General features: G+C 22.4%; 23 protein-coding genes, 3 tRNA genes, 1 other RNA gene and 1 pseudogene. 17 read left to right on the top strand and 11 right to left on the bottom strand.

Translation table 11 applies throughout. The annotated features are described in order from the left end of the window. The 3 genes and pseudogenes from H0H37_RS00530 to H0H37_RS00520 form a co-directional block, all read left to right on the top strand. Window positions 1–292, top strand: a pseudogene (locus H0H37_RS00530) (transcription termination factor Rho); the annotation flags it as partial. Between the two features lie 58 nt (window positions 293–350). Then, a tRNA-Met gene (locus tag H0H37_RS00525) sits at window positions 351–423 on the top strand. 58 nt (window positions 424–481) lie between these two features. Then, window positions 482–1,636: a DNA recombination protein RmuC gene (locus H0H37_RS00520; RefSeq protein ID WP_185882503.1), complete on the top strand. Its 1,155-nt coding sequence runs from the start codon at window positions 482–484 to the stop codon at window positions 1,634–1,636. Window positions 1,637–1,649: 13 nt separating this feature from the next. On the opposite strand, the gene H0H37_RS00515 is transcribed toward H0H37_RS00520, so the two are convergent. The 3 genes from H0H37_RS00515 to H0H37_RS00505 form a co-directional block, all read right to left on the bottom strand. Further along, window positions 1,650–1,737, bottom strand: a tRNA-Ser gene (locus tag H0H37_RS00515). A gap of 6 nt (window positions 1,738–1,743) precedes the next feature. After that, window positions 1,744–2,052: RNase P RNA component class A (gene rnpB / locus H0H37_RS00510), an RNA gene on the bottom strand. Between the two features lie 3 nt (window positions 2,053–2,055). Then, window positions 2,056–2,766 (bottom strand): YebC/PmpR family DNA-binding transcriptional regulator, encoded by a 711-nt coding sequence (locus H0H37_RS00505; RefSeq protein WP_185882502.1) that lies wholly within the window; start codon window positions 2,764–2,766, stop codon window positions 2,056–2,058. Between the two features lie 62 nt (window positions 2,767–2,828). Here H0H37_RS00505 and rpmB point away from each other — a divergent pair, with 62 nt between their 5' ends. Genes rpmB through htpG form a run of 5 tightly spaced genes read left to right on the top strand, consistent with a single transcriptional unit; the run spans window position 2,829 to window position 6,214 of the window. Further along, window positions 2,829–3,059, top strand: a complete 231-nt coding sequence (rpmB, locus tag H0H37_RS00500) for a 50S ribosomal protein L28 (RefSeq protein WP_185882501.1) — start codon at window positions 2,829–2,831, stop codon at window positions 3,057–3,059. 12 nt (window positions 3,060–3,071) lie between these two features. Next, window positions 3,072–3,254, top strand: a complete 183-nt coding sequence (gene rpmG, locus H0H37_RS00495) for a 50S ribosomal protein L33 (protein WP_185882500.1) — start codon at window positions 3,072–3,074, stop codon at window positions 3,252–3,254. 13 nt (window positions 3,255–3,267) lie between these two features. Then, window positions 3,268–3,417: a DUF4295 family protein gene (locus H0H37_RS00490; protein ID WP_185882499.1), complete on the top strand. Its 150-nt coding sequence runs from the start codon at window positions 3,268–3,270 to the stop codon at window positions 3,415–3,417. 12 nt (window positions 3,418–3,429) lie between these two features. Continuing rightward, the gene (gene ftsY, locus H0H37_RS00485) at window positions 3,430–4,356 is read left to right on the top strand and encodes a signal recognition particle-docking protein FtsY (protein ID WP_185882498.1); all 927 of its coding nucleotides are present in this window, start codon (window positions 3,430–3,432) and stop codon (window positions 4,354–4,356) included. A 10-nt stretch (window positions 4,357–4,366) separates the two neighbouring features. Beyond that, window positions 4,367–6,214 carry a molecular chaperone HtpG gene (gene htpG, locus H0H37_RS00480; protein WP_317168509.1) on the top strand — a complete coding sequence of 616 codons (1,848 nt, stop codon included), beginning with the start codon at window positions 4,367–4,369 and terminating at the stop codon, window positions 6,212–6,214. Between the two features lie 3 nt (window positions 6,215–6,217). Here the strand turns inward: htpG and H0H37_RS00475 are convergent, their stop codons facing one another. Further along, complete coding sequence (locus H0H37_RS00475) at window positions 6,218–6,988, bottom strand: 3'-5' exonuclease (RefSeq protein WP_185882497.1); 771 nt, start codon at window positions 6,986–6,988, stop codon at window positions 6,218–6,220. Continuing rightward, a complete protein-coding gene (locus H0H37_RS00470; RefSeq protein ID WP_317168508.1) occupies window positions 6,979–7,713 on the bottom strand; it encodes a CDP-alcohol phosphatidyltransferase family protein in 735 nt (244 codons plus the stop codon). The genes H0H37_RS00475 and H0H37_RS00470 overlap by 10 nt, the downstream gene beginning before the upstream one ends. Before the next feature lie 24 nt (window positions 7,714–7,737). Here H0H37_RS00470 and ybeY point away from each other — a divergent pair, with 24 nt between their 5' ends. Both ybeY and mnmG read left to right on the top strand, forming a co-directional pair. Further along, window positions 7,738–8,169 carry an rRNA maturation RNase YbeY gene (gene ybeY, locus H0H37_RS00465; RefSeq protein ID WP_185882496.1) on the top strand — a complete coding sequence of 144 codons (432 nt, stop codon included), beginning with the start codon at window positions 7,738–7,740 and terminating at the stop codon, window positions 8,167–8,169. A 2-nt stretch (window positions 8,170–8,171) separates the two neighbouring features. After that, window positions 8,172–10,046 carry a tRNA uridine-5-carboxymethylaminomethyl(34) synthesis enzyme MnmG gene (gene mnmG / locus H0H37_RS00460; protein ID WP_185882495.1) on the top strand — a complete coding sequence of 625 codons (1,875 nt, stop codon included), beginning with the start codon at window positions 8,172–8,174 and terminating at the stop codon, window positions 10,044–10,046. Here mnmG and H0H37_RS00455 read toward each other — a convergent pair. Beyond that, the gene (locus H0H37_RS00455; RefSeq protein ID WP_185882494.1) at window positions 10,036–10,341 is read right to left on the bottom strand and encodes an FtsB family cell division protein; all 306 of its coding nucleotides are present in this window, start codon (window positions 10,339–10,341) and stop codon (window positions 10,036–10,038) included. The genes mnmG and H0H37_RS00455 overlap by 11 nt on opposite strands. Window positions 10,342–10,547: 206 nt before the next feature. On the opposite strand from H0H37_RS00455, the gene fumC reads away from it, so the two are divergent. Beyond that, on the top strand, window positions 10,548–11,933 hold the full coding sequence (fumC, locus tag H0H37_RS00450) for a class II fumarate hydratase (RefSeq protein WP_185882493.1): 1,386 nt from the start codon (window positions 10,548–10,550) through the stop codon (window positions 11,931–11,933). A gap of 71 nt (window positions 11,934–12,004) precedes the next feature. Here fumC and H0H37_RS00445 read toward each other — a convergent pair whose 3' ends face one another. Next, on the bottom strand, window positions 12,005–12,781 hold the full coding sequence (locus H0H37_RS00445) for a TatD family hydrolase (protein WP_394798456.1): 777 nt from the start codon (window positions 12,779–12,781) through the stop codon (window positions 12,005–12,007). Between the two features lie 41 nt (window positions 12,782–12,822). On the opposite strand from H0H37_RS00445, the gene fabD reads away from it, so the two are divergent. The 3 genes from fabD to H0H37_RS00430 are packed head-to-tail and all read left to right on the top strand — an operon-like array spanning window position 12,823 to window position 15,903. Further along, window positions 12,823–13,686, top strand: a complete 864-nt coding sequence (fabD, locus tag H0H37_RS00440) for an ACP S-malonyltransferase (protein ID WP_185882492.1) — start codon at window positions 12,823–12,825, stop codon at window positions 13,684–13,686. Next, window positions 13,683–14,627, top strand: a complete 945-nt coding sequence (locus tag H0H37_RS00435; RefSeq protein WP_185882491.1) for a GYDIA family GHMP kinase — start codon at window positions 13,683–13,685, stop codon at window positions 14,625–14,627. Before fabD ends, H0H37_RS00435 begins: the two co-directional genes overlap by 4 nt. Before the next feature lie 31 nt (window positions 14,628–14,658). After that, window positions 14,659–15,903, top strand: coding sequence for a citrate synthase (locus H0H37_RS00430; protein ID WP_185882490.1), 1,245 nt, complete (start codon window positions 14,659–14,661; stop codon window positions 15,901–15,903). Window positions 15,904–15,951: 48 nt separating this feature from the next. Here H0H37_RS00430 and H0H37_RS00425 read toward each other — a convergent pair. From H0H37_RS00425 to H0H37_RS00415, 3 genes are all read right to left on the bottom strand, one after another. Then, a tRNA-Leu gene (locus H0H37_RS00425) sits at window positions 15,952–16,035 on the bottom strand. A 77-nt stretch (window positions 16,036–16,112) separates the two neighbouring features. Next, on the bottom strand, window positions 16,113–17,693 hold the full coding sequence (locus tag H0H37_RS00420) for an Rne/Rng family ribonuclease (RefSeq protein ID WP_185882489.1): 1,581 nt from the start codon (window positions 17,691–17,693) through the stop codon (window positions 16,113–16,115). A gap of 177 nt (window positions 17,694–17,870) precedes the next feature. After that, window positions 17,871–18,167, bottom strand: a complete 297-nt coding sequence (locus H0H37_RS00415; protein WP_185882488.1) for an HU family DNA-binding protein — start codon at window positions 18,165–18,167, stop codon at window positions 17,871–17,873. Window positions 18,168–18,581: 414 nt separating this feature from the next. Between H0H37_RS00415 and H0H37_RS00410 the strand changes: the two genes are divergently transcribed. From H0H37_RS00410 to H0H37_RS00400, 3 genes are all read left to right on the top strand, one after another. After that, a complete protein-coding gene (locus H0H37_RS00410) occupies window positions 18,582–19,169 on the top strand; it encodes a tetratricopeptide repeat protein (protein ID WP_238785498.1) in 588 nt (195 codons plus the stop codon). Between the two features lie 72 nt (window positions 19,170–19,241). Next, the gene (gene mutL / locus H0H37_RS00405) at window positions 19,242–20,999 is read left to right on the top strand and encodes a DNA mismatch repair endonuclease MutL (RefSeq protein WP_185882486.1); all 1,758 of its coding nucleotides are present in this window, start codon (window positions 19,242–19,244) and stop codon (window positions 20,997–20,999) included. Next, complete coding sequence (locus H0H37_RS00400; RefSeq protein WP_185882485.1) at window positions 21,000–21,719, top strand: rhomboid family intramembrane serine protease; 720 nt, start codon at window positions 21,000–21,002, stop codon at window positions 21,717–21,719. It begins immediately after the preceding gene. A 7-nt stretch (window positions 21,720–21,726) separates the two neighbouring features. Here H0H37_RS00400 and lepB read toward each other — a convergent pair whose 3' ends face one another. Continuing rightward, complete coding sequence (gene lepB, locus H0H37_RS00395) at window positions 21,727–23,226, bottom strand: signal peptidase I (RefSeq protein WP_185882484.1); 1,500 nt, start codon at window positions 23,224–23,226, stop codon at window positions 21,727–21,729. Window positions 23,227–23,236 lie beyond the last annotated feature (10 nt).

Raw genomic sequence — 23,236 nt, 5'->3', positions numbered from 1 at the left:
TACTGGATCAAAAATGGATGAAGTTATTTTTGAAGAATTTAAAGGAACAGGAAATAAAGAACTTCAATTAGATAGAAAAATTGCTAATAAACGTATTTATCCTGCTATTGATTTAGTTTCATCTAGTACTAGAAAGGATGATTTATTATTAGATACCAAAACTTTGCATAGAATGTGGATTTTAAGAAAACATCTTTCTGATATGAATCCAATAGAAGCAATGGAATTTTTGAGATTGCGTATGTTGAAAACAAAAAATAATGAGGAATTTTTAATATCTATGAATGGATAAGATAAATAGTATGGTTTTTTTTTGTGTTATAAAAAAAAAATATTATATTCAATATAATCGCGGGATGGAGCAGTTGGTAGCTCGTCGGGCTCATAACCCGAAGGTCATAGGTTCGAGTCCTATTCCCGCTATTTATAATATCATTAATCCATTTATTTATTATATTTTTGTATTGAAAAATATATAATCATGTTTAATTGGGTTATTTTTGTATTTTCTTCAATATTTATTGTGTTGATTGTTGTTATATTGAATTTTATTAAAAAAACTGAATTAAAAAATATTCAACATCAAACAAATTATCAATATGATAAAATTGCATTTTTTAATTCTTTAAAAGAAGTAAAAAACGACACAACACAAACAATAAAAGATTTTCAAAATTTTATAGATCAAAAAATTAATTTTTATATCAGTAATCAATCAGAAAAATTAATGATGTTTCATCAAGTACAAGAAAAATTAGTGAAAAAAACTGAAGATAAACTTGAAGAAATAAGACAAAATGTTAGTGATAAATTGCAAAATTCTCTCAATTCTAATTTAGGAAAATCATTTGAAATTATTGAAAATCAATTTTATTCTTTACAACAAGGATTAAGTGATGTAAAAAATCTTTCAAAAGATGTTAATGCATTAAAAAGAACATTAAATCATGTTAAAATATGTGGTAGTTTTAGTGAAATGCAATTATCAATGCTTTTACAACAAATATTATCTCCTGATCAATATGCTTGTAATGTTATTACTAACCCTAATACTAATTTTGTTGTTGAATTTGCTATTAAACTTCCAGGATTAAAAGATGGCAATATGATTTGGTTACCTATAGATGTTAAATTTCCGAAAGAAACTTATGAAAAAATTCAAATAGCGTATGAAATGGGTGACAGAAAAAAATTAGAATTTGCTAAAAAAAATATGGAATCTGTCTTAAAAACAATGTCTAAAAGTATTAATGAAAAGTATATTGCTCCTCCATATACAACAGATTTTGCTATATTATTTTTACCATTTGAAGGTATATATGCAGAAATTATTAAAAATTCTCATTTATTAGAAGAATTACAAAGAAAGTATAAAATAGTGCTTGCTGGTCCGTCTACATTAGCTGCTATGTTAAATAGTTTACAAATTGGATTTCGTACTTTAGCTATTCAGAAAAAAAGCTCAGAAGTGTGGAAAATGTTAGAAATTGTTAAACAAGAATTTAATAAATTTGGATTTTTATTAAATCAAGCTAAAAAAAAATTAGAATCTGCATCTTCAGATATAGAAAAAGTTATGGTAGTAAGAAAAAATTTAGTAGAAAAAAAATTAAAAAATTTAGAAAATTCTTCTTAAAAATTGCATATTGCGGAGAGAAAGGGATTCGAACCCTTGACACTATTTAATTGTGTACACGCTTTCCAAACGTGCGCCTTCAGCCACTCGGCCATCTCTCCTACCAAAAACTAAGCAATATGATAAGCCGGATTCTGTATCCATTCCTATCATTTATCTAGGATAATAGTTACCTATTATCTCTATCTGTCTACCCCCCAGTATCAATCGAGCAAATATTCTGGTATATATGACATTTCACCGTACAGAGTTTACATGATTTCACTACAGCTTATTAAAAATAATTGTACTTCCTTTCTGTTGCACTTGTCCTCATCTTTCGATGGATGGGTATTACCCATTGTACTGCTCTTTGGTGTCCGGACTTTCCTCATTTAATTTTATAAAAGATTAAATGCGATAGGATATATTACTTGTTATTATATATTACAATAAATTTGTTTTATATCTTCATTCATTTTGAGTGTTTCAATAAAATATATTATTTTATTTTTAATATTTTTTGAGATTTTTTGTAAATATTTTGCCTGCCATTGAATTTCAGATTTATAATAAATATTAAATTTTTCTAAATTATTTTTCATGAATCCAAAAGATTTAAAATCTGTATATATGTATATTATATTTTTTTTTATAAAGAAATCTTTTGCTCCAAAATCTATAGACATTAATTCAAATTCTTCTATTGGACAATTAATATTTTTTGTATTTACATAAAAGATTCCTATATGATTAAATAAATGAATTAGTTCACCATTTTTACATAATCTACCTCCTATTTTATTAAAACAATTTTTTAATTTAGACATCATACGATTGTAATTATCAGTCATACATTCTATAATCATACTAACACCTAATATTTTACCTTCTATATTAAAAGTTTTTATATTCTGTGAATTTTGTATATTTAACGCTTTTTGTATTGTTTTTTCTATAGTATGTTTAGGTATATTCATAGATTTTGCATTGGATATAAGTTTTTTTAATTGAAAAGAATAATTTTTTGATTCCAAATGTTTTACAGCAATAAAGATCTCTTTTATTATTTTTGAAAATTTTTTAGATTTTATGCAATCTTGATGTATTTTTCTATGTTGTATATTAGACCATTTACTATGTCCAGACATGAAATTTTATTTATATATATATAATTTATCTATATTTAATTTAATACAAAAAAATATATAATATGTCCAACGTTTGCGAATTAACTGGTAAAAAAGTCATGATAGGAAATAAAGTATCTCATTCTAATAATAGAAATAAGAGATTTTTTAAAATTAATTTATGTAAAAAACGTTTTTTTATAACAACCAAAAAAAAATGGATTACTGTAAAAGTATCTACATATGCTATTAGAATCATTAATAAAATTGGAATAGAAAAAGCATTACAACGTTTTAAATATAAAATATATTAAATTGGTATGGTTATGGTAAAAAAAAATAATAGAATTCAGGTTATATTAGAATGTATTGAACAAAAAAAGATTGGAATTCCAGGTTGTTCTAGATATATTACAACAAAAAATAAAAAAACATTTCCTAATAGAATGGAATTAAAAAAGTATAATCCAATTTTAAAAAAATATACTATTCATAAAGAAATAAAATAAATGAAATAATAATATGAATAATAAAAAATATATAGCAACAAATAAAAATGTAAAAAAAATGATTTTAGCTATTAGAATTATTAAATCAAAATATGGTTGTTATTCTTTTGAAAAAAAAATGATACATAATAATGAAATACAATCATTTTTTTTTAAAAATTAAATTTTTTAATACATGTTTTTTTTAAATAAAAAATATTTGGAAAAAACTAGAATGAAGTTTTTTTCAAAAATGCAAACTATTTTTTCAAAAAAACAAGAAAATTTAGATACATTATTAGATAATTTAGAAGATCTATTATTATCTGCAGATATTGGAACAAAAACAACTATTAAAATTATTAATAATCTTGAACACAGAATTAATAAAAATAATATAACTATAAATAAAATAGAAGATTTATATACTGTTTTAAAAGAAGAAATAAATAAAATTATTATAAAAAAACAATATGATATTATTCCTATATATCAAAAAATTGAAATGAGTAATCAACCATATGTAATTATGATGATTGGAGTTAATGGTGTTGGAAAAACTACAACACTTGGAAAATTAGCTTTTATGTTGAAACAACAAGGATTTCAATTAATGATAGGAGCAGCAGATACTTTTCGAGCTGCAGCTATTAATCAACTTGAAATATGGACTAAACACATAGGAATACCTATAATCAAAAAAATTACTTCTGATCCAGCTTCTGTTGCATATGATACTTTACAATCTGCTATATCTCACAAAATAGATGCTGTATTAATTGATACAGCAGGTAGATTACAAAATAAAATTGGTTTAATGGAAGAATTATCTAAAATTAATCGAGTTATGAAAAAAGTGATACCCAATGCACCTCATGAAATTATATTAATTTTAGATGCAAGTATAGGACAAAATACTTTTGAACAAGTAAAATCTTTTTCTTCTTTTGTTAAAATATCTTCAATAATAATAACAAAATTAGATGGAACTGCGAAAGGTGGTGTTCTTATTGGTATCATAGATCAGTTTAATATACCAATTCAATATATAGGAATAGGCGAAAAAATAAATGATTTAAAAAAATTTAATAAAAAAGAATTTATAGACTTTTTTTTTGTATAAAACAACTATAATGAAGAAAAAAATTAGTGTAACTTCGAAAAATATTTTTCCAATTATTAAGAGATTTCTTTATTCTGATAAAGAAATTTTTTTACGAGAATTAATTGCTAATGCAACTGATGCAATTTTAAAATTAGAAACTTTATCAAAATTAGGAAAAATAGATATTAATTTAGGATATTTAAAAATAGATATCAGTATAAATACAGAAGATAATACTATTCATATTTTGGATAATGGAATTGGAATGACTGAAGAAGAAATAGCGAAATATATTAATCAAATAGCATTTTCTGGTGCTGAAGAATTTATAAAAACATATAAATATAATTCAAATAAAGCTATAATTGGACATTTTGGATTAGGTTTTTATTCTGCTTTTATGGTATCAAAAAAAGTTATGATTATCACTCAATCATATCAGGATAAATATCCTACTGTTTGTTGGACATGTGAAGGTTCACCAGAAATAGATATCAAAATATTACAAAAAAAAAAAATAAGAGGAACAGAAATTATTTTATTTATTAATGATGATAGCAAAGAATTTTTGGATAATTATAGAATTATAGAATTATTCAACAAGTATTGTAAATTTATGCCTGTACCTATTTATTTTCATAAAAATGAAAATAAAAAAGATAAACAAATTATGGTGAATAATATTCATCCTATTTGGAATAAAACACCTTCTAATTTAAAAAATCAAGATTATTTAGATTTTTATTGTGAATTATATCAACATCAATCATTTACTGATGTATTATTTTGGGTACATTTAAATATTGATCATCCTTTTCATTTAACAGGTGTATTATATTTTCCAAAATCAATAAGTACAATGGAAATACAAAGAGATCAAATCCATTTGTATAAAAATCAAGTCTATATTACTAAAAATTTAAAAGGAATAGTACCAGATTTTTTAAGTTTTTTAAAAGGAGTTATAGATTCTCCAGATATTCCACTGAATGTATCAAGATCTCATTTACAATATGATAAATCTGTAAAAAATATTTCAAAATATATTACTAGAAAAGTCGCAGATAAATTATTTTTTTTATTTAAAAAAGATAGAACAAGTTTTCAACATAATTGGAAATACATAAAAATTATTATAGAATATGGTATAATAACTGAACAAAATTTTTTTGAAAAAGCAAATAAATTTTTTCTTTATCCAACAGTTAATGAAGATTTCTTCTTATTAGAAGAATATAAAAATAAAGTCAAACATAAACAAACAAATAAAGACGGTAAAATTATTTTTTTATATACTACCGATAAAGATAAACAAGATAGTCAAATTAAATTAGCAACAGAACGTTCTTATGAAGTATTAATTTTTGATAGTCCATTAACTATTCATTTAATACAAAAAATAGAATTAGAATATAGAGATATTTTGTTTATTCGTGTAGATTCAGATCATATTGATAAATTAATTCACAAAACAAATACAATTCAATATACATCTCAATTATCTGAAAAAGAACAAGAAACGATTAAAACATTAGTTAATAGTATATCATTAATAAAAGAATATCATCTATCTATAAAATTAGAACATCTTTCTCAAAAAGATTATCCATTTTTAATAATAATTCCTGAATATTCAAGAAGAATAAAAGAAATGAATTATCAAAAACAAAATGATAAAGATAAATTACATCAATTAATTATAAATACCAATCATCCTATCATATATAAAATATTAAAAGAATCAAATAATAACCACAAAATTCATATTCTTACAGAATCTTTGATGTTAACTCTTTTATCAAAAAATTTATTACGTGGAAAAAATCTAACTTCTTTTATATTGCAAAAATTTAAAGATATTGTTTCACAACAATAATAATTAATTTTTATTAAATGTTTTGAATTTTATTTTTGTAAATATTTTTTTAGTATAAAGTGGAAAATTAGAATTTTGTATCCATGTATAATATTTTGGATCCTTTTCAAAAATATCGATTACTTTTTGTCCTTTATATTTTCCAAAATTGAATATTTCATTACCATATGAATCTATTTTAACAAATCCAGCAAGATCAGCTATTTTATTATGATTTGAAAATACATTTAAACTATTGACATCTTGTTTAAGATTTTTATATTTTTCTAATTGTGCTAATAATATTTCATATGTAGCAAATGTATCAGCTTTTGAACTATGTGCTTTTTTTAAATTTTTATTACAATAATATTGATAGGCAGCAGAAAGTGTTCTAGGTTCCATTTTATGAAAAATTACTTGAACATCTATTGTTTTATGTTTTTTTATATCAAATGATATACCCGCTCTAAGCATTTCTTCAGCTAAAATAGGAATATCAAATCGATTAGAATTATAACCTGCTAAATCTGTGTTATCAATCATATTGAAAATTGATGTAGCGATTTCTTTAAAAGTTAATTTTCCTTTTACATCTTCATCTTTAATTCCATGAATTGCAGTAGATTCTGGTGGTATGGGAATTTCTGGAAATATTAGCCAAGTTTTATCTTCTTGATTTTCATTTGGAAAGATTTTTAATATAGAAATTTCTATAATTCTGTCTTTTCCAATATTTATACCAGTTGCTTCAATATCGAAGAAACAAATAGGACGATTAATTTTTAATTGCATAAATCAGTGTTTTCTTTATAATGTATTTTTTTTGGATAAAATTGATAAAAAATGGAATATATAATATAAAGAAGTATCATACATGGAATAGCTATTAAATGTAAAGTTAATAAAAAAATGATGCTAATAAATATAAAAATGTAACGTCCATTATTTTTTTTCCAGGATTTTCCTTTAAATTTTAAAGAAAACATATGTATTTTAGAAATTAATAAATAACAAGATAAAAAAATCATAATCAAAATTTGAATATTGGATAAAATAATTACTTTATTCATGAATCCTGTATTGTTATTTGACATAAATATAATAACATATAAAGAAGAAAAAAATAAAGCATTGATTGGTGTTTTTAATCCATAATTATATTTATTTTGATAAAGATTACATCTGGCTAAACGTAATGAAGAACAAATTAAAATTAAAAATGCACACCATGCATACATTGTATTTGTTTGAAACAACATAAAAACAATTATGGATGGATAAAATCCAAAAGAAATTAAATCTGCCATAGAATCTAGTTCTTTTCCAAATTGATTTTCATTTTTAATGAATCTTGATAATAATCCATCTATATAATCAAAAAAAATTGAAAATAAGTTAAACATAAAAGATTCAATACAATATTGTTTTTGTAATAAAATAATTGAAATACATCCAAAAAATAAGTTCAATAACGTTATTATGTTGGGTAGCCAATGTATAATCTTTTTCATGATCATAATTTTAAATAAATTTAAAAAATTATGATGAATTTTTTTTATACAGTTTCTAATTTTTTTATTAAAAACGAATTACATTATATTCAATGTATAGAAATGATATTGAATAATGAAGGAAAAGAAATTGGAACTATTAATTATATTTTTTGTGATGATAGTTACATATTAAAAATGAATCAAAAATATTTAAACAAGAATTATTATACTGATGTACTATCTTTTGATAGTAATAGTGATAATGACAAAATGTTAGAACCTTATATGGTCTCAGGTGATATATTTATCAGTATCGATAGAGTACGGGATAATGCTAACACATGGCATGAACTTTTTCAACAAGAATTATATAGAGTAATAATTCATGCTATATTACATTTGGTAGGATATAATGATAAAAAAATAACTGATCAAATATATATGCATAAAAAAGAAGAATTTTATTTAATTTTATTTTAATTATGTTTACAAAAAGTTATGATGTTATTGTTGTAGGTGGTGGACATGCTGGTTCTGAAGCTGCTTGTGCATCATCTAAAATGGGATCTAGAACATTATTAATTACTAGTAATTTATATACTATAGGACAAATGTCATGTAATCCTGCAATTGGTGGTATTGCAAAAGGACAAATTGTTAGAGAAATTGATGCATTAGGAGGTTGTTCTGGGATAATAGCAGATAATAGTATGATTCAATTTAGAATGTTAAATAAATCTAAAGGACCGGCTATGTGGAGTCCAAGAGCACAATGTGATAGAAAATGTTTTTCTAATACGTGGAGATTTATTTTAGAAAAACATAATTTATTAGATCTATATCAAGATACTGTTACGTCTTTAATTATTAAAAATTATAAAGTAGAAGGAATTATAACTACTTTTGGTATTAAAATTTATGGAAAATCTATCATTCTTACAAATGGTACTTTTTTAAATGGTAAAATTTTTATTGGTAAAAATATAGTGAATGGAGGTAGAATTTCAGAAAATAACATCAAAGGACTTAGTGAACAATTAATAAATTTTGGATTTAAATATGGAAGAATGAAAACTGGAACATCACCAAGAATAGATGGTACTTCACTAAAGTACAATAAAATGGTATCTCAATCAGGCGATATTCCACCTAAACAATTTTCTTTTTTTTATAAAAAACAATCATTAAATAAACAATTAAATTGTTATATTACATTTACGAATGTAGAAGTTCATAATTATATTCAACAAAATCTACAATATTCTCCAATGTCTTTAGGATATATTCATGGAAAAAGTCCTAGATATTGTCCTTCTATTGAAGAAAAAATTGATAGATTTAAAAATAGAGAACAACATCAAATTTTTGTAGAACCAGAAGGATTGAATACATCAGAAATGTATTTAAATGGATTTTCTACGTCTTTACCAGTCAACATACAATATACAGTATTAAAAAAAATATCTGGATTTGAAAATATAAAAATTTTAAAACCTGGATATGCAGTAGAATATGATTATTTTTATCCAACACAATTGAAACTGACTTTAGAAAGTAAAATAATTAATAATCTTTTTTTTGCTGGACAAATTAATGGAACAACTGGATATGAAGAAGCAGCAGCACAAGGTTTAATTGCTGGAATTAATGCACATCTTAAAATTAAGGAAAAAAATCAATTTATTCTTAAAAGAAATCAAGCTTATATAGGAGTTTTAATTGATGATTTAATTACTAAAGGGACAGATGAACCTTATAGAATGTTTACTTCTAGAGCAGAATATAGAATGTTATTACGTCAAGATAATGCGGATGTCAGGTTAACTTATTTAGGATATAAACTTGGTTTAATTTCAACATCTCAAATGGATACAGTAAATCAAAAAAAAAAACATATAAAAGAATGTATGGATATTTTTCAACATTTTAATGTTAAACCAATAGTAATAAATAATATATTAAAAAAAATGAAATCTTCTATTATTCAAAATGATAAAAAAATATATAATATTTTATCTCGTCCAGAAATCAATATAAATAAATTAATTAATTATATTCCATATTTAAAAAAAATTATAGAAAATAAAAATTTTAGTCAAGAAGTATTAGAACAAGTGTCTATTCGTATTAAATATAAAGGATATCTTGATAAAGAAATACAAAATGCTAAAAAATTATCTAATCTTGAAAACATTATGATACCAAAAAATTTTAATTATTATAAAATACAATCTCTTTCCAAAGAATCAATAGAAAAATTAATGTTTTATCGTCCAGTATCTTTAGCACATGCATCTAGAATTAGTGGAGTTACTCCATCAGATCTAAGTATTTTGTTAATTTATATTAATAATTAATTTTCTTTTTTACTATAAATAAATCTTCATCATTTTTTTTCATAAACAACTTTTCTCTTGCAACTTTTTCTAAAAATTTAGGATTGGTAATTAATTGTTTTAAATGATTTTTTTCTATCAAAATTTTTTTTTTTAAATAATCTCTATCAGTAATTAATTGATGTTTATTTTGATGAAATTTCCAATGTAATATTAATGAATTTGTATCAAAAAATAACATCCATATTATGAATAATAAACTACTCCAAATATATTTATTTTTTAATATTTTCAATGTGATATTATTTTTTTTCATTAAAACAAAAAATTTCAAATAATTTAATAAATATCCAAAATACAATAAATAATAATAAAAATAATATACACCAAAAACCAGATAATGTAATTATAATAAATAATAAAAATCCAATAAATTTAATCATACTAATACTAATAATAATTTCTTTTTTTTATTAAATAAAAATTTATAATTAATTTATTTAATTAATTAATTAAAATAAAATGATTTTTAGAATTGAAAAAGATTCCTTAGGATCAGTCAAAGTTCCATCAGATAAATATTGGGGTGCACAAACTGAGAGATCTAAAAAAAATTTTCAAATAGGTCCACCACAATCTATGCCAATAGAAATTATTTATGCATTTGCTATTTTAAAAAAAGCTGCGGCATATGTTAATTATAAATGTGGATTCTTATCAGAGAAAAAAAGAAAATTAATTTCTATGGTTTGTGATGAAATTTTGGAAAAAAAATTAGATGATCAATTTCCATTAGTTATTTGGCAAACTGGTTCAGGAACACATTCTAATATGAATGTAAATGAAGTGATTTCTAATAGATCTCAGATTTTACTTGGTAAAAAATTAGGAATTGAAAAATCTTTTATACATCCAAATGATGATGTAAATATGTCTCAATCCTCGAATGATACTTATTCGACTGCAATGCACATAGCATCATATACAACCTTAGTAACTAAAACTATACCTGCCATTAAACAATTAAGAGATGAATTAAAAAAGAAAGAAAAAAAATTTTATAATATTATCAAAATTGGAAGAACACATTTAATGGATGCAATTCCTATAACTTTAGGTCAAGAATTTTCTGGGTATGTTTCTCAATTAAATCATGGATTAACATCACTTAAACATACTTTATATCATTTATCAGAATTAGCTATTGGTGGAACTGCTGTTGGAACAGGACTTAACGCTCCAAAAAATTTTGATTCTCTTTCTGTTGAATATATAAAACAATATACTGGATATCCATTTATAGTAGCAAATAACAAATATGAAGCTATTGCATCTCATGATGCCATAGTTGAATCTCATGCAGCACTTAAACAAATAGCAATTTCATTAATAAAAATCTCAAATGATATTAGATGTCTATCTTCTGGTCCACGCGCTGGAATAGGAGAATTATGTTTACCTGAAAATGAACCTGGATCTTCTATTATGCCTGGAAAAATAAATCCTACGCAATGTGAATCATTATTAATGGTATGCACTCAAGTTATTGGTAATGATTTTGTAATTTCTATAGCTGGATCTTCTGGAAATTATGAATTAAATGTGTATAAACCTTTAATGGCTTATAATTTTTTGCAATCTGCAAATCTTTTATCAGATGTATGTATTTCATTTTCTAATTTATGTATAAATGGTCTGTATCCTAATTTTATTAAAATTAAAGAAAATTTAGAAAGATCATTAATGTTAATTACAGCATTAAATCCTCATATTGGATACGAAAAATCTGCAGAAATTGCAAAAAATGCTTATAATAATAATACAACATTAAAAGAAGAATCAATTAAATTAGGATATCTTACAAGTGAAGAATTTGATGCATTAGTTCAACCTGATAAAATGGTATAGTATAGTATATGTATGTCTTTCTTATATGGTCTTATATGCTGTGGTATATTACGTATAGATAGTACTGCTTATTACAATAAAATCTTTGAGAATATATTATCTATATTTAGATTAATAATATTTGATATTCTTCTTTCTGATATAGAATAAATTTTTGATAATTTTTTTAAAATTATTCTTAAATATATTGGTTCATTTCTTGTTCCTCTAAAAGGAGTAGGAGCTAAATATGGTGAATCAGTTTCCAATATAATATGTTCTAAACTAATTTTATTTAAAAAAGATATAATATGATTATTTTTAAATGTAATCATTCCACCTATTCCTAATTTCATTCCAAGATCTATAATTTTATTTGCTTGTTTTAATGTTCCGCAAAAACAATGAAAAATTCCTTTTATAGGATAATATGTTTTTATAATATCGAAAATTATATCAAAAGCGTTTCTACAATGAATTATAATAGGTAATTTATAATTTTGTGCTAAGTTAAGTTGAATTTTAAATGCTTTGATTTGTTCTGATATTAACAATTTATTGTGTGAATATAAGTCTAATCCTATTTCTCCAATAGAAATGAATGAATATAAGTCTAAATATTTTTTAAGTTTGTCTAATGTTATTTTATAATCTAAATTTACTTTATTAGGATGTAATCCTATCATGGGGAAACAAATATTAGGATAATTGTTTGATAATTTTAATATTTTTGGAATATCTAAAATGTCTATAGATGGAATAAAAAATCTTTTAATTCCATTAGAAATAGCTTTGTTTATAACTAAGTTTCTATCTTTATCAAATTCATTCATATATAAATGAGCATGAGTATCTGTAATATTTATCATAAATCATTATTAATTTTACTTAAATTAAAAAAATTTTTTTGATGAAAGCATATATATTCCCTGGTCAAGGATCACAATTTATTGGTATGGGAAAAGATATTTATAGCAATTCAAGTATTGCAAAAAAATTATTTAAATATGCTGATGAAATTTTAGGATTTAATATGACTAAAATTATGTTAGAAGGATCAATAAAAATTATGAATAATACTAAATATACCCAGTTAGCTATTTTTATTTATTCAGTAATAAAATCAAAAATTTTAACAAATTTTGATCCTGATATGGTAGCTGGACATTCATTAGGAGAGATTTCTGCATTAACAGCAATTAATGTATTATCTTTTGAAGATGGATTAAGATTAGTAAATAAAAGAGGATCTATAATGCAAGATATTTGTACATCTTATAGTGGTGGTATGTTAGCTATTTTTGGTTTACAAGATAGTATTGTCGAAAAAATTTGCAAAAAGGATCCTGGTATTGTAGTACCATCTAATTATAATAGTCCTGAACAAATAGTTATTTCTGGAGAAATACATGCACTTATGAGAGTTAGTAATCTTATAAAACAATTGAAAGGTAGTAAAATATTAACTCTTCCTATAAATGGAGCATTTCATTCTCCTATAATGGAGTATGGTAAAAAAAAATTAACAAAAGTTATAAATAAAATTAATTTTAAATATTCAAGATGTCCAATTTATCAAAATATTAATGCTAGTCCAGTTATACAATCATTAGAAATTAAACACAATCTTATTGAACAATTGACATCTCCAGTAAAATGGAAACAATCAATAATTAATATGATTAATCATGGAGCTGTAAAATTTTTTGAGATAGGCCCAAAAAATATTTTACAAGGATTATTAAAAAACATTTTAAAAAATTATTTAATATGAATATGTATTATAATTATTTTTTTAGTCATGGTAAATTATTATTAACAGGAGAATATATTATTTTATATGGAGCTAGTAGTATAGCATTACCTACAAAACAAGGTCAGTCATTGACTGTTCTTTATAAAAGAAATATAGATTATAAATCATATTTATATTGGAGTAGTGTTACTCATCATAATAAATATTGGTTTCAAGGAATTTTTAGCATACCAAATATTGGTATATGTTATTCTAATCATAGACAAATAGCTATTCATTTAAGAAATTATATATTACAATTTAAAAGTATACAAAAACATTTTTTGCAACAACCATGTGTAACAATTTATGTGAAAACTAAATTAGACTTTCCTATAAATTGGGGATTAGGTAGTAGTTCTACGTTAATCAAAAATATAGCAGAATGGGCGTCTATAAATGATTTTTGGATATTATTAAAACATAAAATTCAAGGCATAGGTAGTGGATATGATATAGCGTGTAGTTTTTATCAACAAGCTATTATATTTAAATTACAACATAATATACCAATAATTACGCCTATTAAATTTAATCCATCATTTAAAAAACAACTTTTTTTTCTATATCTTAATAAAAAACAAAATACTGTTACAGGAATTAAATTTTTTATTAATAAAAAAAAAAGGATTTCTAAATTAATTATAGATCATATATCTTATATAACTAATAAAATACTCTTTTGTAAGACATTAAAAGAATTTGAAAAATTATTATTCCAACATGAAAAAATTATTTCTGATATATTAGAAATTCCTACTGTGAAAGAAAAATTTTTTCCAGATTATTTAGGATTAGTAAAAAGTTTAGGAACTTGGGGTGGTGATTTTGTTTTAATAAGTTTTAGAAGTGGAATGAAAAAATATTTTTACAAAAAAGGATTTAATACAATTATTTCATTTGAAAAAATGATATTATGAATATTTTTAATTCAATTAAAAGTTAATTATTATGTGTAGCATAGTGAATTTTAATATGAATGGAGTAGTAAAAACATTTCCAGTTGTTTATGGTACTTTACATGAAAAAGCTATTAATATTTCTACTCTTAGAGAACAAACTGGATATATTACATTGGATCCAGGATTTAAAAATACAGGTATTGCTAAAAGCTCAATTAGTTTTGTAGATGGAGAAAGAGGAATATTATTATATAGAGGATATCCTATAGAACAAATTATTCAAAAATGTACATTTTTAGAAACTAGTTATTTACTTTTAAATGGTGAACTGCCTAATGACAATCAATTGGATCATTTTTCAGAAATGATAAATCAATGTAATCTTAATAATAATACAAAAATTTTACAAATATGTAAAAACTATCCTATCAATTCTCATCCTATGGGTATTTTATCTTCATTATCATGTATACTTGAGTTTATGCAAGAAGAAAATAATAACAATTATATTCATTTATTAGCCACACTTCCTATATTAGCTGCTTTAATTTATAGAACAAAAAATGGATTATTTCCTGTTAAATATGATAATAATTTGTGTTATACTTCAAATATTTTAAATATGTTTTTTGCTAAAAAAACAAATAATTATCAACAAAATCCTATTATAGTAGATGCATTAGATAAATTATTAATTTTGCATGCTGATCATGAACAAAATTGTTCTACAACTACGGTACGGTTATTGAGCTCTGCACATGTTAGTATATATGCGTCTATATCTGCTGGAATTAGTGCACTATGGGGTAGATTACATGGAGGTGCTAATCAAGCTGTTATTGAGATGTTAGAAAATATTTTACAAAATGGTGGAAATATTCATAAATGGATTGAAAAAGCAAAAAATAAAAAAGATCCATTTAGATTAATGGGATTTGGACATAGAATTTATAAAAATTTTGATCCAAGAGCAATAATTATTAAACAAGTAGCAGAAAATATTATCAATAAATTAAAATTTAATAATCCTATTTTAAAATTAGCAAAAGAATTAGAAGAAGTAGCTATTCACGATTCTTATTTTATAGAAAAAAAATTATATCCAAATATAGATTTTTATTCTGGTATTATTTATAAAGCCATAGGAATACCAAAAGATATGTTTACTGTTATGTTTGCATTAGGTAGATTACCTGGATGGATAGCTCATTGGAAAGAAATGAGATTAAATAATGAACCATTAGTTAGACCAAGACAAATTTATGTAGGATATAGAAAAAGAAATATAGTTTAGATATTTGTTATTTTATATAGATTTTGTATTTATCTTATTTGTGTATTGTGCGGGCGAAGGGATTTGAACCCTTATGCTATAATTAGCATCAGATTCTAAGTCTGACGTGTATACCGATTCCACCACACCCACTTAATACCCACTTACTTACGTCGTATATGATACGTATATATGTTATACGTATGTTATAAACATATATATAAAATTAATTAATTTCTTTTAAAAGAAGATAAAATAATTTTATGTTGTTGATTAAGTATTTGATATTCTGTATATTTTAACATTGTATTAGAAATAATTTTGATCCATGTTTTATATTTAAAAAACCATTTTTGTTGAATAGAAGGAAATCCTTTTTTAAGATAAGCTGCTACAAAAGGATGTATATGTAATTGTATTCCCTTATTGAATTTATTTTTTATCATAGTTTCTATAATAAATTCTATATGATGTATATAAAACATAGGTGAATATTCTAACTCTATTAAATTATTATTTTTTGTTATATATTTTAATTCCGGTTTTACTCTATGACGAGTAAATTGTACTATTCCAAATTCATTTGGTGGTAAAATTTTATGTTTTGCTTTATCATTTTTCATTTCTTGTTTTAAATGATCATAAAGTATTTGTTTTAAAAAAGGATCTGACATATCTATAAAATCGACAATAATAATGCCACCCATATCTCTTAATCTCAGTTGTCTAGCAATTTCTGTAGCTGCTGAAAGGTTTACTTTTAAAATGATATTTTCAAGCCTGTATGATTCTTCTATATAATTATCTTGTATATGATTAATCATTCCACTATTGACATCTATGACATGTAATGCTTCAGTATGTTCAATAACTAAGTAAGCTCCATTTTTTAATGGTACGTGTTTACCTAGAGAATTTTGCATTTGTTTTGTGATTCCATATTTTTTAAATATTGGCAATTTTCCTTCATAATATTTAATAATTATTTTATCTTGTGGTAAAATCCACGATAAGTATGAATGTATTTCTTTGCATAAGAAATAATTATTGCAATAAATATATTTGAAATCATTATCTAAAATATCTCTTAATAAACTATAAGTTTTACTACATTCACTAAATACTTTAATTGGTAATGAACATGTAGTAATTAATTGATTTAAAATAGATGTCCATTTACTTCTTAAAAAGAATAATTCTCTTTTTAAAATATCATGCTCTATATTATAGGATGCCGTACGAATAATAATTCCATAATTTTTGGGTTTAATTTTTTGAATAATTGAAACCAATCTAAGTTTTTCTTTATAATTATTTATTTTATGTGAAACATAAATTTTTTCAGAAAAAGGAATTAAAATTAAATTTTTTCCTGGAATACAAATTTTGGTAGTTAATTTAGGCCCTTTATTAGAAATAGCTTCTTTTGATATTTGTACTAAAATTTTTTGTCCAATTTGTAATAGATTTTCGATAGAATAAAAATTTTTATTTTCTTGTTGTTCTTCTATGTTTTGATTAATAAAAAAATAATTATGAAAATATTCTATTAGTTGTATTTTTTTATTAATAATAATGTTCGATTGAAATAATATATCTTTATAATGTAGAAATGCTCCTTTTGAATGTCCAATATCAATAATTGCTGCATTTAATCCATAAGATATTTTTTTGACTATACCTAAATATATATTTCCTACAGAAAATTCTGTTTTATAATTTTCGCTATGAATTTCTAATAAATTATCATTTTCTAAAAATGCTATGTTAACGTTTTGTTCATCTGCATGGATAACTAACTTTTTTATCATATACAAAAAAAAAACAAGAAATCATCAATAATCAATAAAACTAATATTTATTGTTATTTTTTCTTTTTATGTCTATTTTTTCTGTTTCTTTTTTTTCTTTTATGAGTAGCTATTTTTTTTCGTTTTCTTTTTTTTCCGTTTGGCATATTAATCGTAGTTGATATATTTTTTTTTAACCTAATTTGTTGTTATAGGAACTTTTTCTTTAACGAGTTCAACAAAAGATTTTGATGGTTTAAATGCAGGAATATTATGTGCAGGAATTACAATAGATTTATCTTTTGAAATATGACGACCAAGTTTTTTTGCTCTATATTTAATAATAAATGATCCAAATCCTCTGAGATATACATTTTCTCCTGATGTAAGACTTTCTTTAATTTTTTTCATAAATGTTTCGATTATCTTTTTTGTGTCAATTCTTTCAGATCCAGTTTCTGATATGATTTCTGTTATTATATCTGCTTTTGTCATGTTTAATCAATCATTATATATCGAATAACAAAATTTTGTATGTTCTAAATATACCAATTTTTTATAAAATTGTCCTACAATTATGGATGTTATGGCATTTATTATATAAATAAAAATACATTTCAAATACACAATATTAATTTTAATGTAAGAAAATTCATTATCATACCAATTGTGTAAAAAATAATATTATACATATATAATAATTTTATTACGTTTTTTTGGTTGAAACAAACCTATTAATATGAAAATATACAGAAAAATGGATAAATTTGTCCAATAATATATTGCTAAACAAAATAATTATTTTTTACTTGTTACATGTTAAACCCATTGATATTTTTTAGTTTAAAATATTAACATTAAATGTTTTTCAAATTCAAATTTATTAATAAATTAGTATTTATTATTCTAATGAGTATTTGTATCAGTATTTCTATAATATATTGGTTGTATCAAAATTATTTTTTAGATACAACATTAAAAGAAAAACAAGCTATTCAAGAATTATCATATGCCGAATCATATCTTTCACATGGATTAATGGATCAAGCTTTAAACTATAATATGAAACATCATTCATTAGGATTGATCGGTATATTAAATAAATATCCAGATACCCAAGCTGGAAATATATCTAAATTTTATGCTGGAATTTGTTATTATAAATTAGGACAGTATGAAAAGTCTATACATATAATGAAATCTTTTGATTCCAAAGATGAATTATTATTGTCTATGAAATATGGATTCATCGGGGATTCCTTTGCACAACTGAATAATAATAATGAAGCTATCAAAAATTATCTCAAAGCATCTAATATCAGTAACAATACATTTACTACACCACTTTATTATTATAAATCGGCTATATTAAATTTTGAAATAAAACAATATAAAGCATCTAAATTACTATTTGATAAAATCGTCATTGAGTATCCTTCTTTTTTTTATTATGATAATGTAGAAAAGTATCTTATGTTTATTGCAAATAAAATATAAAACATTGTTTTATTATTAATACCTTGACACCTCACAACCCACCAATCACACAACACTATCCACTTATTATTTATGAATAAAAATCAAGATTATATTAAATTTTTACCAAAACAATTAATTAATCAAATTGCGGCTGGAGAAGTAATCGATAGACCAGCATCTGTAGTTAGAGAATTATTAGAAAATTCAATAGACGCAAATTCAAATCAAATTGATATTTACATAAAAAATTATGGAAATAGTTTAATTCAAGTAGTGGATAATGGATATGGTATGAGTTATAATGATGCAAAAAATAGTTTTAAACAACATACTACTTCTAAGATAAGAACTCATCAAGATATTTTGAAAATTACAACTAAAGGATTTCGTGGAGAAGCATTAGCTGCAATATCCGCTATAGGACAACTCGAAATACAAACTACAAATAATAATAATTTTTTAGGATTAGAAATAATTATAGAAAATGGAATCATTCAAAAAGAAAATACTATTAGCATGTTAAAAGGAACAAGAGTATCAGTTAAAAATATTTTTTATAATACTCCAGCTAGAAAAAAATTTTTAAAATCTCATAGCATAGAATTTAATCATATAATTTATGAATTATATAAAATTGTGATTGCTCATAGAAATATTACATATCGTTTTTATCATAATGATCACATTTTATTATGTTTTAAAAACAATATTTCTTTAAAAGAAAGAATAGAAGAAATTTTTTACAAAAAAACATATAAATTAATTCCTATTAATATTAAAAATAATAATATTTTTATTAATGGATTTATTAGTATCCCAAATTTATCTAAAATAAAAGGACATCAATTTTTATTTGTTAACAATCGTTGTATTAATAATATTTTTTTACATAAAATAATTATATCTGCTTATAAAGGCATAATAAAGAATTTTAGATCAATTTCTTATTTTATTTTTATTTATACAAATCCAATATTAATAAATTGTAATATACATCCATCTAAAAAAGAAGTGGCGTTAGAAGAATTACATATTATTTCTAATTTAATTAATAACAAAATGAAACAATTATTATATCATAAATATATAATAAATAAGGAACAAAAGGACAAATTTGAAAAATCTGAGAATTGTCATTCTATGTATTATAAAGAAAAAATTTTTTTTACTTCTTTAAAAAAACTTTCTGATACGGAAAAAATTATTCATTTACAAAATTGTATTCATAATGTTGATATATTGGATAAATATTGGATTAATAATATTAATATTATGAAACAAGTATCTAATTATGTATTGAATTATACAATAAATACATTTCAAATTAATGATAAATATGTCATTTTTTCATGGCAAAACAAATATTTAATATTTGTAGATCAACATAAAGCTCATCAAAATATTTTATTTGAATTTTTTTCATCAAAACAAAAAAACAATTTCATAAGTCAAACATTTCTGTTTCCAATTCAAATTAATTTATTAAAACAAGAATATATCTCATTAAGCAATATTTATCATGAATTAATGGAAATTGGATTTCATTTATATTTTTTGAATAATTCTGCTTATTTTTATGCAATTCCTTACAAAATACATCAAAATATGATAATTAATATTTTTAAAAAGATTTTAACATATTCGTTTCAAAAAGGAAATAAAAATAATAAAAATATGATCATCAAATATATATCTAAATTTGCTGCTATTCAATATGGAACTTTATTGAACTCTTATCAAATGAAATCTTTAATTAAAGATTTTTTTACTTGTCAAAATATAATCAAATCAAATTATCCTATTTTTTTTATTCTTAAAAAGAATATTTTACAACAAACAATTATTTAAGTGAATTTATATATATCAAATTTTCATTTTGGTTCAGATGCTGTAAAACATTTAATTAGTATCAATATTTTAGTTTACGCAGCAACTTTTGTATTTGCACAATATAAATTAGAAAATGTATTTTCATTATATCATATAATGGATGATAGATTTGAAGTATATCAGCTGTTAACTCATATGTTTATTCATTCTAAACGATTTTTTTTACATATTGTTTTCAATATGTTAGCTTTATTTATGTTTGGTGGACTGTTAGAAAATCTGTTAGGAATGAAAAGATTTTTAATGATCTATTTTTTATCTGGAATTTCAGCAGCAGTATTACAATTAATATTTAATACTAGTATTTTATATTCATTAGTTCATAGTTTAGATATGAATCAGGTTCAAATGATGTTAAACAATGTTAATGAAGATAATGGATTACAATTATATAGTATTGTATATTCTCCTATGATGGGTGCTTCTGGTGCTGTGAGTGGAATTGTTGGTGCTTTTGCTCGATTTTTTCCAAAACATAAAATATTTCTTTTACCTTTTCCTTTTCCTCTTGCTGTACGACAAGCATTAATTATTTTTATATTAGGTAGTATAATTTCATCATTGTTAGATTTATCTCCTGGAATTGCACATTTTGCTCATATTGGTGGAATATTATCTGGATATATAATTGGATCTTATGTAGCCAAAAAAGATAATATTGAAATACATAATGATTAAATTCATATTATAAAGAAAATAAAAAATAAATCAAAACACATACAAATAAACTAGTTAACAAAATAGATAAAGAATAATGATTACAATCTATTATTTTCATAGTTCGTCTCCAACGAATTTTCCATTTAAATACATTCAAAGGATGTTGTCTATCCCAATCGATACTCATCCATATTAAAATTGGTTTTCCAATTATATGATCTTCTGGAACTAAACCCCAATGACGAGAATCAAAAGAATTATGTCTATTGTCTCCCATCATAAAATAATAGTTATTTTTTACTTGCCACAAAGTATTTATTTTAATATTATGATGATGTGTTTCATATTTAATAATATCATTATAAATATACAAATTACTTCTATTTAATCTAATGATATCGCCTTTTTTAGGAATATATAATGGACCAAAATAATCAATATTCCAGGGAAAATAAATTGATTTGTCTTCAATAGTTTTTGAAAATAAAATTGGTTTTATAAAAATCACATTATTACATAACTTTTTGATAGATAAAATATTTTCTTTTGTTAACATTGCGTAATAAAAATATTTATTATTTTGTTTACCTATAATATCTATTTCTTTAATAGAAATATTTTCTTTAATAAATTTAATATTTAATGGAATATATTCTGTTTTTATAATATAACATTGTTGTTTATATTTTAATTCTTTAGATTTTTCAGGTTTATGATTAATAAATAAAACACCATCGTTTATGTAAATTATATCCCCTGGTAATCCAACACAACGTTTAATATAATTATCTTTTTTATCAATTATTCTATGATATTTATCTTTAGGATAATTAAACACAATAATATCATTTTTTGTAATAAATTGTTTTGTATTATTGTTAATACGACAATAAGGCCATTGAATTGGTAAATAAGATTTAATAAAACCAAAAATTGTATTATGTATAAAAGGAATTGATAGTGGCGTCATAGGTAATCGTAATCCATAATGTATTTTACTTACTAAAATAAAATCTCCCACTAATAAAGTTTTTTCCATAGAAGAAGTAGGAATTAAATAAGGTTGAATGACATAAGTATGAATTAAAAAAGACAAAATTATAGCAAATAACATATGATGATATTCTTTATTATTTTTTAATAATGGTGGGGTTAAATTCTGTTGTAAATTAATATTTTTGATTTTATTATTATGGATAATATAATAATAATTAATATAATATATATATAGACCACAAGAAAAAAATAAATAAAAAATATGTTTTATGTTTATTTTTATAAATAAACGAATCAACTTCATCCATAAATATACTATTAAAAATATACTAGTTATAGGAAAGCACATACACAATATCCATAAACAAGATTTTTTAAAAAATTTTAAAAGTATAAATATATTATATATAGGAATTATTAATTCTAAAAAAGAAAATCCTATTAATGTATACAATCTCCATGTTCCTAATACATAAATGAGGTGTTCTATAAGCAAAAAAATGATACTAAAAAAAATATATGAATACATACATATATTA

Source organism: Blattabacterium cuenoti, assembly GCF_014252335.1.
Taxonomy (GTDB): domain Bacteria; phylum Bacteroidota; class Bacteroidia; order Flavobacteriales; family Blattabacteriaceae; genus Blattabacterium; species Blattabacterium cuenoti_AL.
The sequence above is the reverse complement of the archived record's forward strand: the minus strand, read 5'-3'. Positions and strand labels throughout refer to the sequence as shown.

Excerpts from the sequence above, each read along its gene's own strand:
- lepB (WP_185882484.1), bottom strand. The coding sequence starts at position 23,226 with ATGTATTCATATATTTTTTTTAGTATCATTTTTTTGCTTATAGAACAC.
- H0H37_RS00430 (WP_185882490.1), top strand. The coding sequence starts at position 14,659 with ATGTGTAGCATAGTGAATTTTAATATGAATGGAGTAGTAAAAACATTT.
- mnmG (WP_185882495.1), top strand. The coding sequence starts at position 8,172 with ATGTTTACAAAAAGTTATGATGTTATTGTTGTAGGTGGTGGACATGCT.
- H0H37_RS00475 (WP_185882497.1), bottom strand. The coding sequence starts at position 6,988 with ATGCAATTAAAAATTAATCGTCCTATTTGTTTCTTCGATATTGAAGCA.
- H0H37_RS00470 (WP_317168508.1), bottom strand. The coding sequence starts at position 7,713 with ATGATCATGAAAAAGATTATACATTGGCTACCCAACATAATAACGTTA.
- ftsY (WP_185882498.1), top strand. The coding sequence starts at position 3,430 with ATGTTTTTTTTAAATAAAAAATATTTGGAAAAAACTAGAATGAAGTTT.
- fabD (WP_185882492.1), top strand. The coding sequence starts at position 12,823 with ATGAAAGCATATATATTCCCTGGTCAAGGATCACAATTTATTGGTATG.
- rpmB (WP_185882501.1), top strand. The coding sequence starts at position 2,829 with ATGTCCAACGTTTGCGAATTAACTGGTAAAAAAGTCATGATAGGAAAT.
- rpmG (WP_185882500.1), top strand. The coding sequence starts at position 3,072 with ATGGTAAAAAAAAATAATAGAATTCAGGTTATATTAGAATGTATTGAA.
- fumC (WP_185882493.1), top strand. The coding sequence starts at position 10,548 with ATGATTTTTAGAATTGAAAAAGATTCCTTAGGATCAGTCAAAGTTCCA.
- htpG (WP_317168509.1), top strand. The coding sequence starts at position 4,367 with ATGAAGAAAAAAATTAGTGTAACTTCGAAAAATATTTTTCCAATTATT.
- H0H37_RS00520 (WP_185882503.1), top strand. The coding sequence starts at position 482 with ATGTTTAATTGGGTTATTTTTGTATTTTCTTCAATATTTATTGTGTTG.
- H0H37_RS00455 (WP_185882494.1), bottom strand. The coding sequence starts at position 10,341 with ATGAAAAAAAATAATATCACATTGAAAATATTAAAAAATAAATATATT.
- H0H37_RS00415 (WP_185882488.1), bottom strand. The coding sequence starts at position 18,167 with ATGACAAAAGCAGATATAATAACAGAAATCATATCAGAAACTGGATCT.
- ybeY (WP_185882496.1), top strand. The coding sequence starts at position 7,738 with ATGATGAATTTTTTTTATACAGTTTCTAATTTTTTTATTAAAAACGAA.
- H0H37_RS00435 (WP_185882491.1), top strand. The coding sequence starts at position 13,683 with ATGAATATGTATTATAATTATTTTTTTAGTCATGGTAAATTATTATTA.
- H0H37_RS00410 (WP_238785498.1), top strand. The coding sequence starts at position 18,582 with ATGAGTATTTGTATCAGTATTTCTATAATATATTGGTTGTATCAAAAT.
- H0H37_RS00490 (WP_185882499.1), top strand. The coding sequence starts at position 3,268 with ATGAATAATAAAAAATATATAGCAACAAATAAAAATGTAAAAAAAATG.
- H0H37_RS00445 (WP_394798456.1), bottom strand. The coding sequence starts at position 12,781 with ATGATAAATATTACAGATACTCATGCTCATTTATATATGAATGAATTT.
- H0H37_RS00505 (WP_185882502.1), bottom strand. The coding sequence starts at position 2,766 with ATGTCTGGACATAGTAAATGGTCTAATATACAACATAGAAAAATACAT.
- mutL (WP_185882486.1), top strand. The coding sequence starts at position 19,242 with ATGAATAAAAATCAAGATTATATTAAATTTTTACCAAAACAATTAATT.
- H0H37_RS00420 (WP_185882489.1), bottom strand. The coding sequence starts at position 17,693 with ATGATAAAAAAGTTAGTTATCCATGCAGATGAACAAAACGTTAACATA.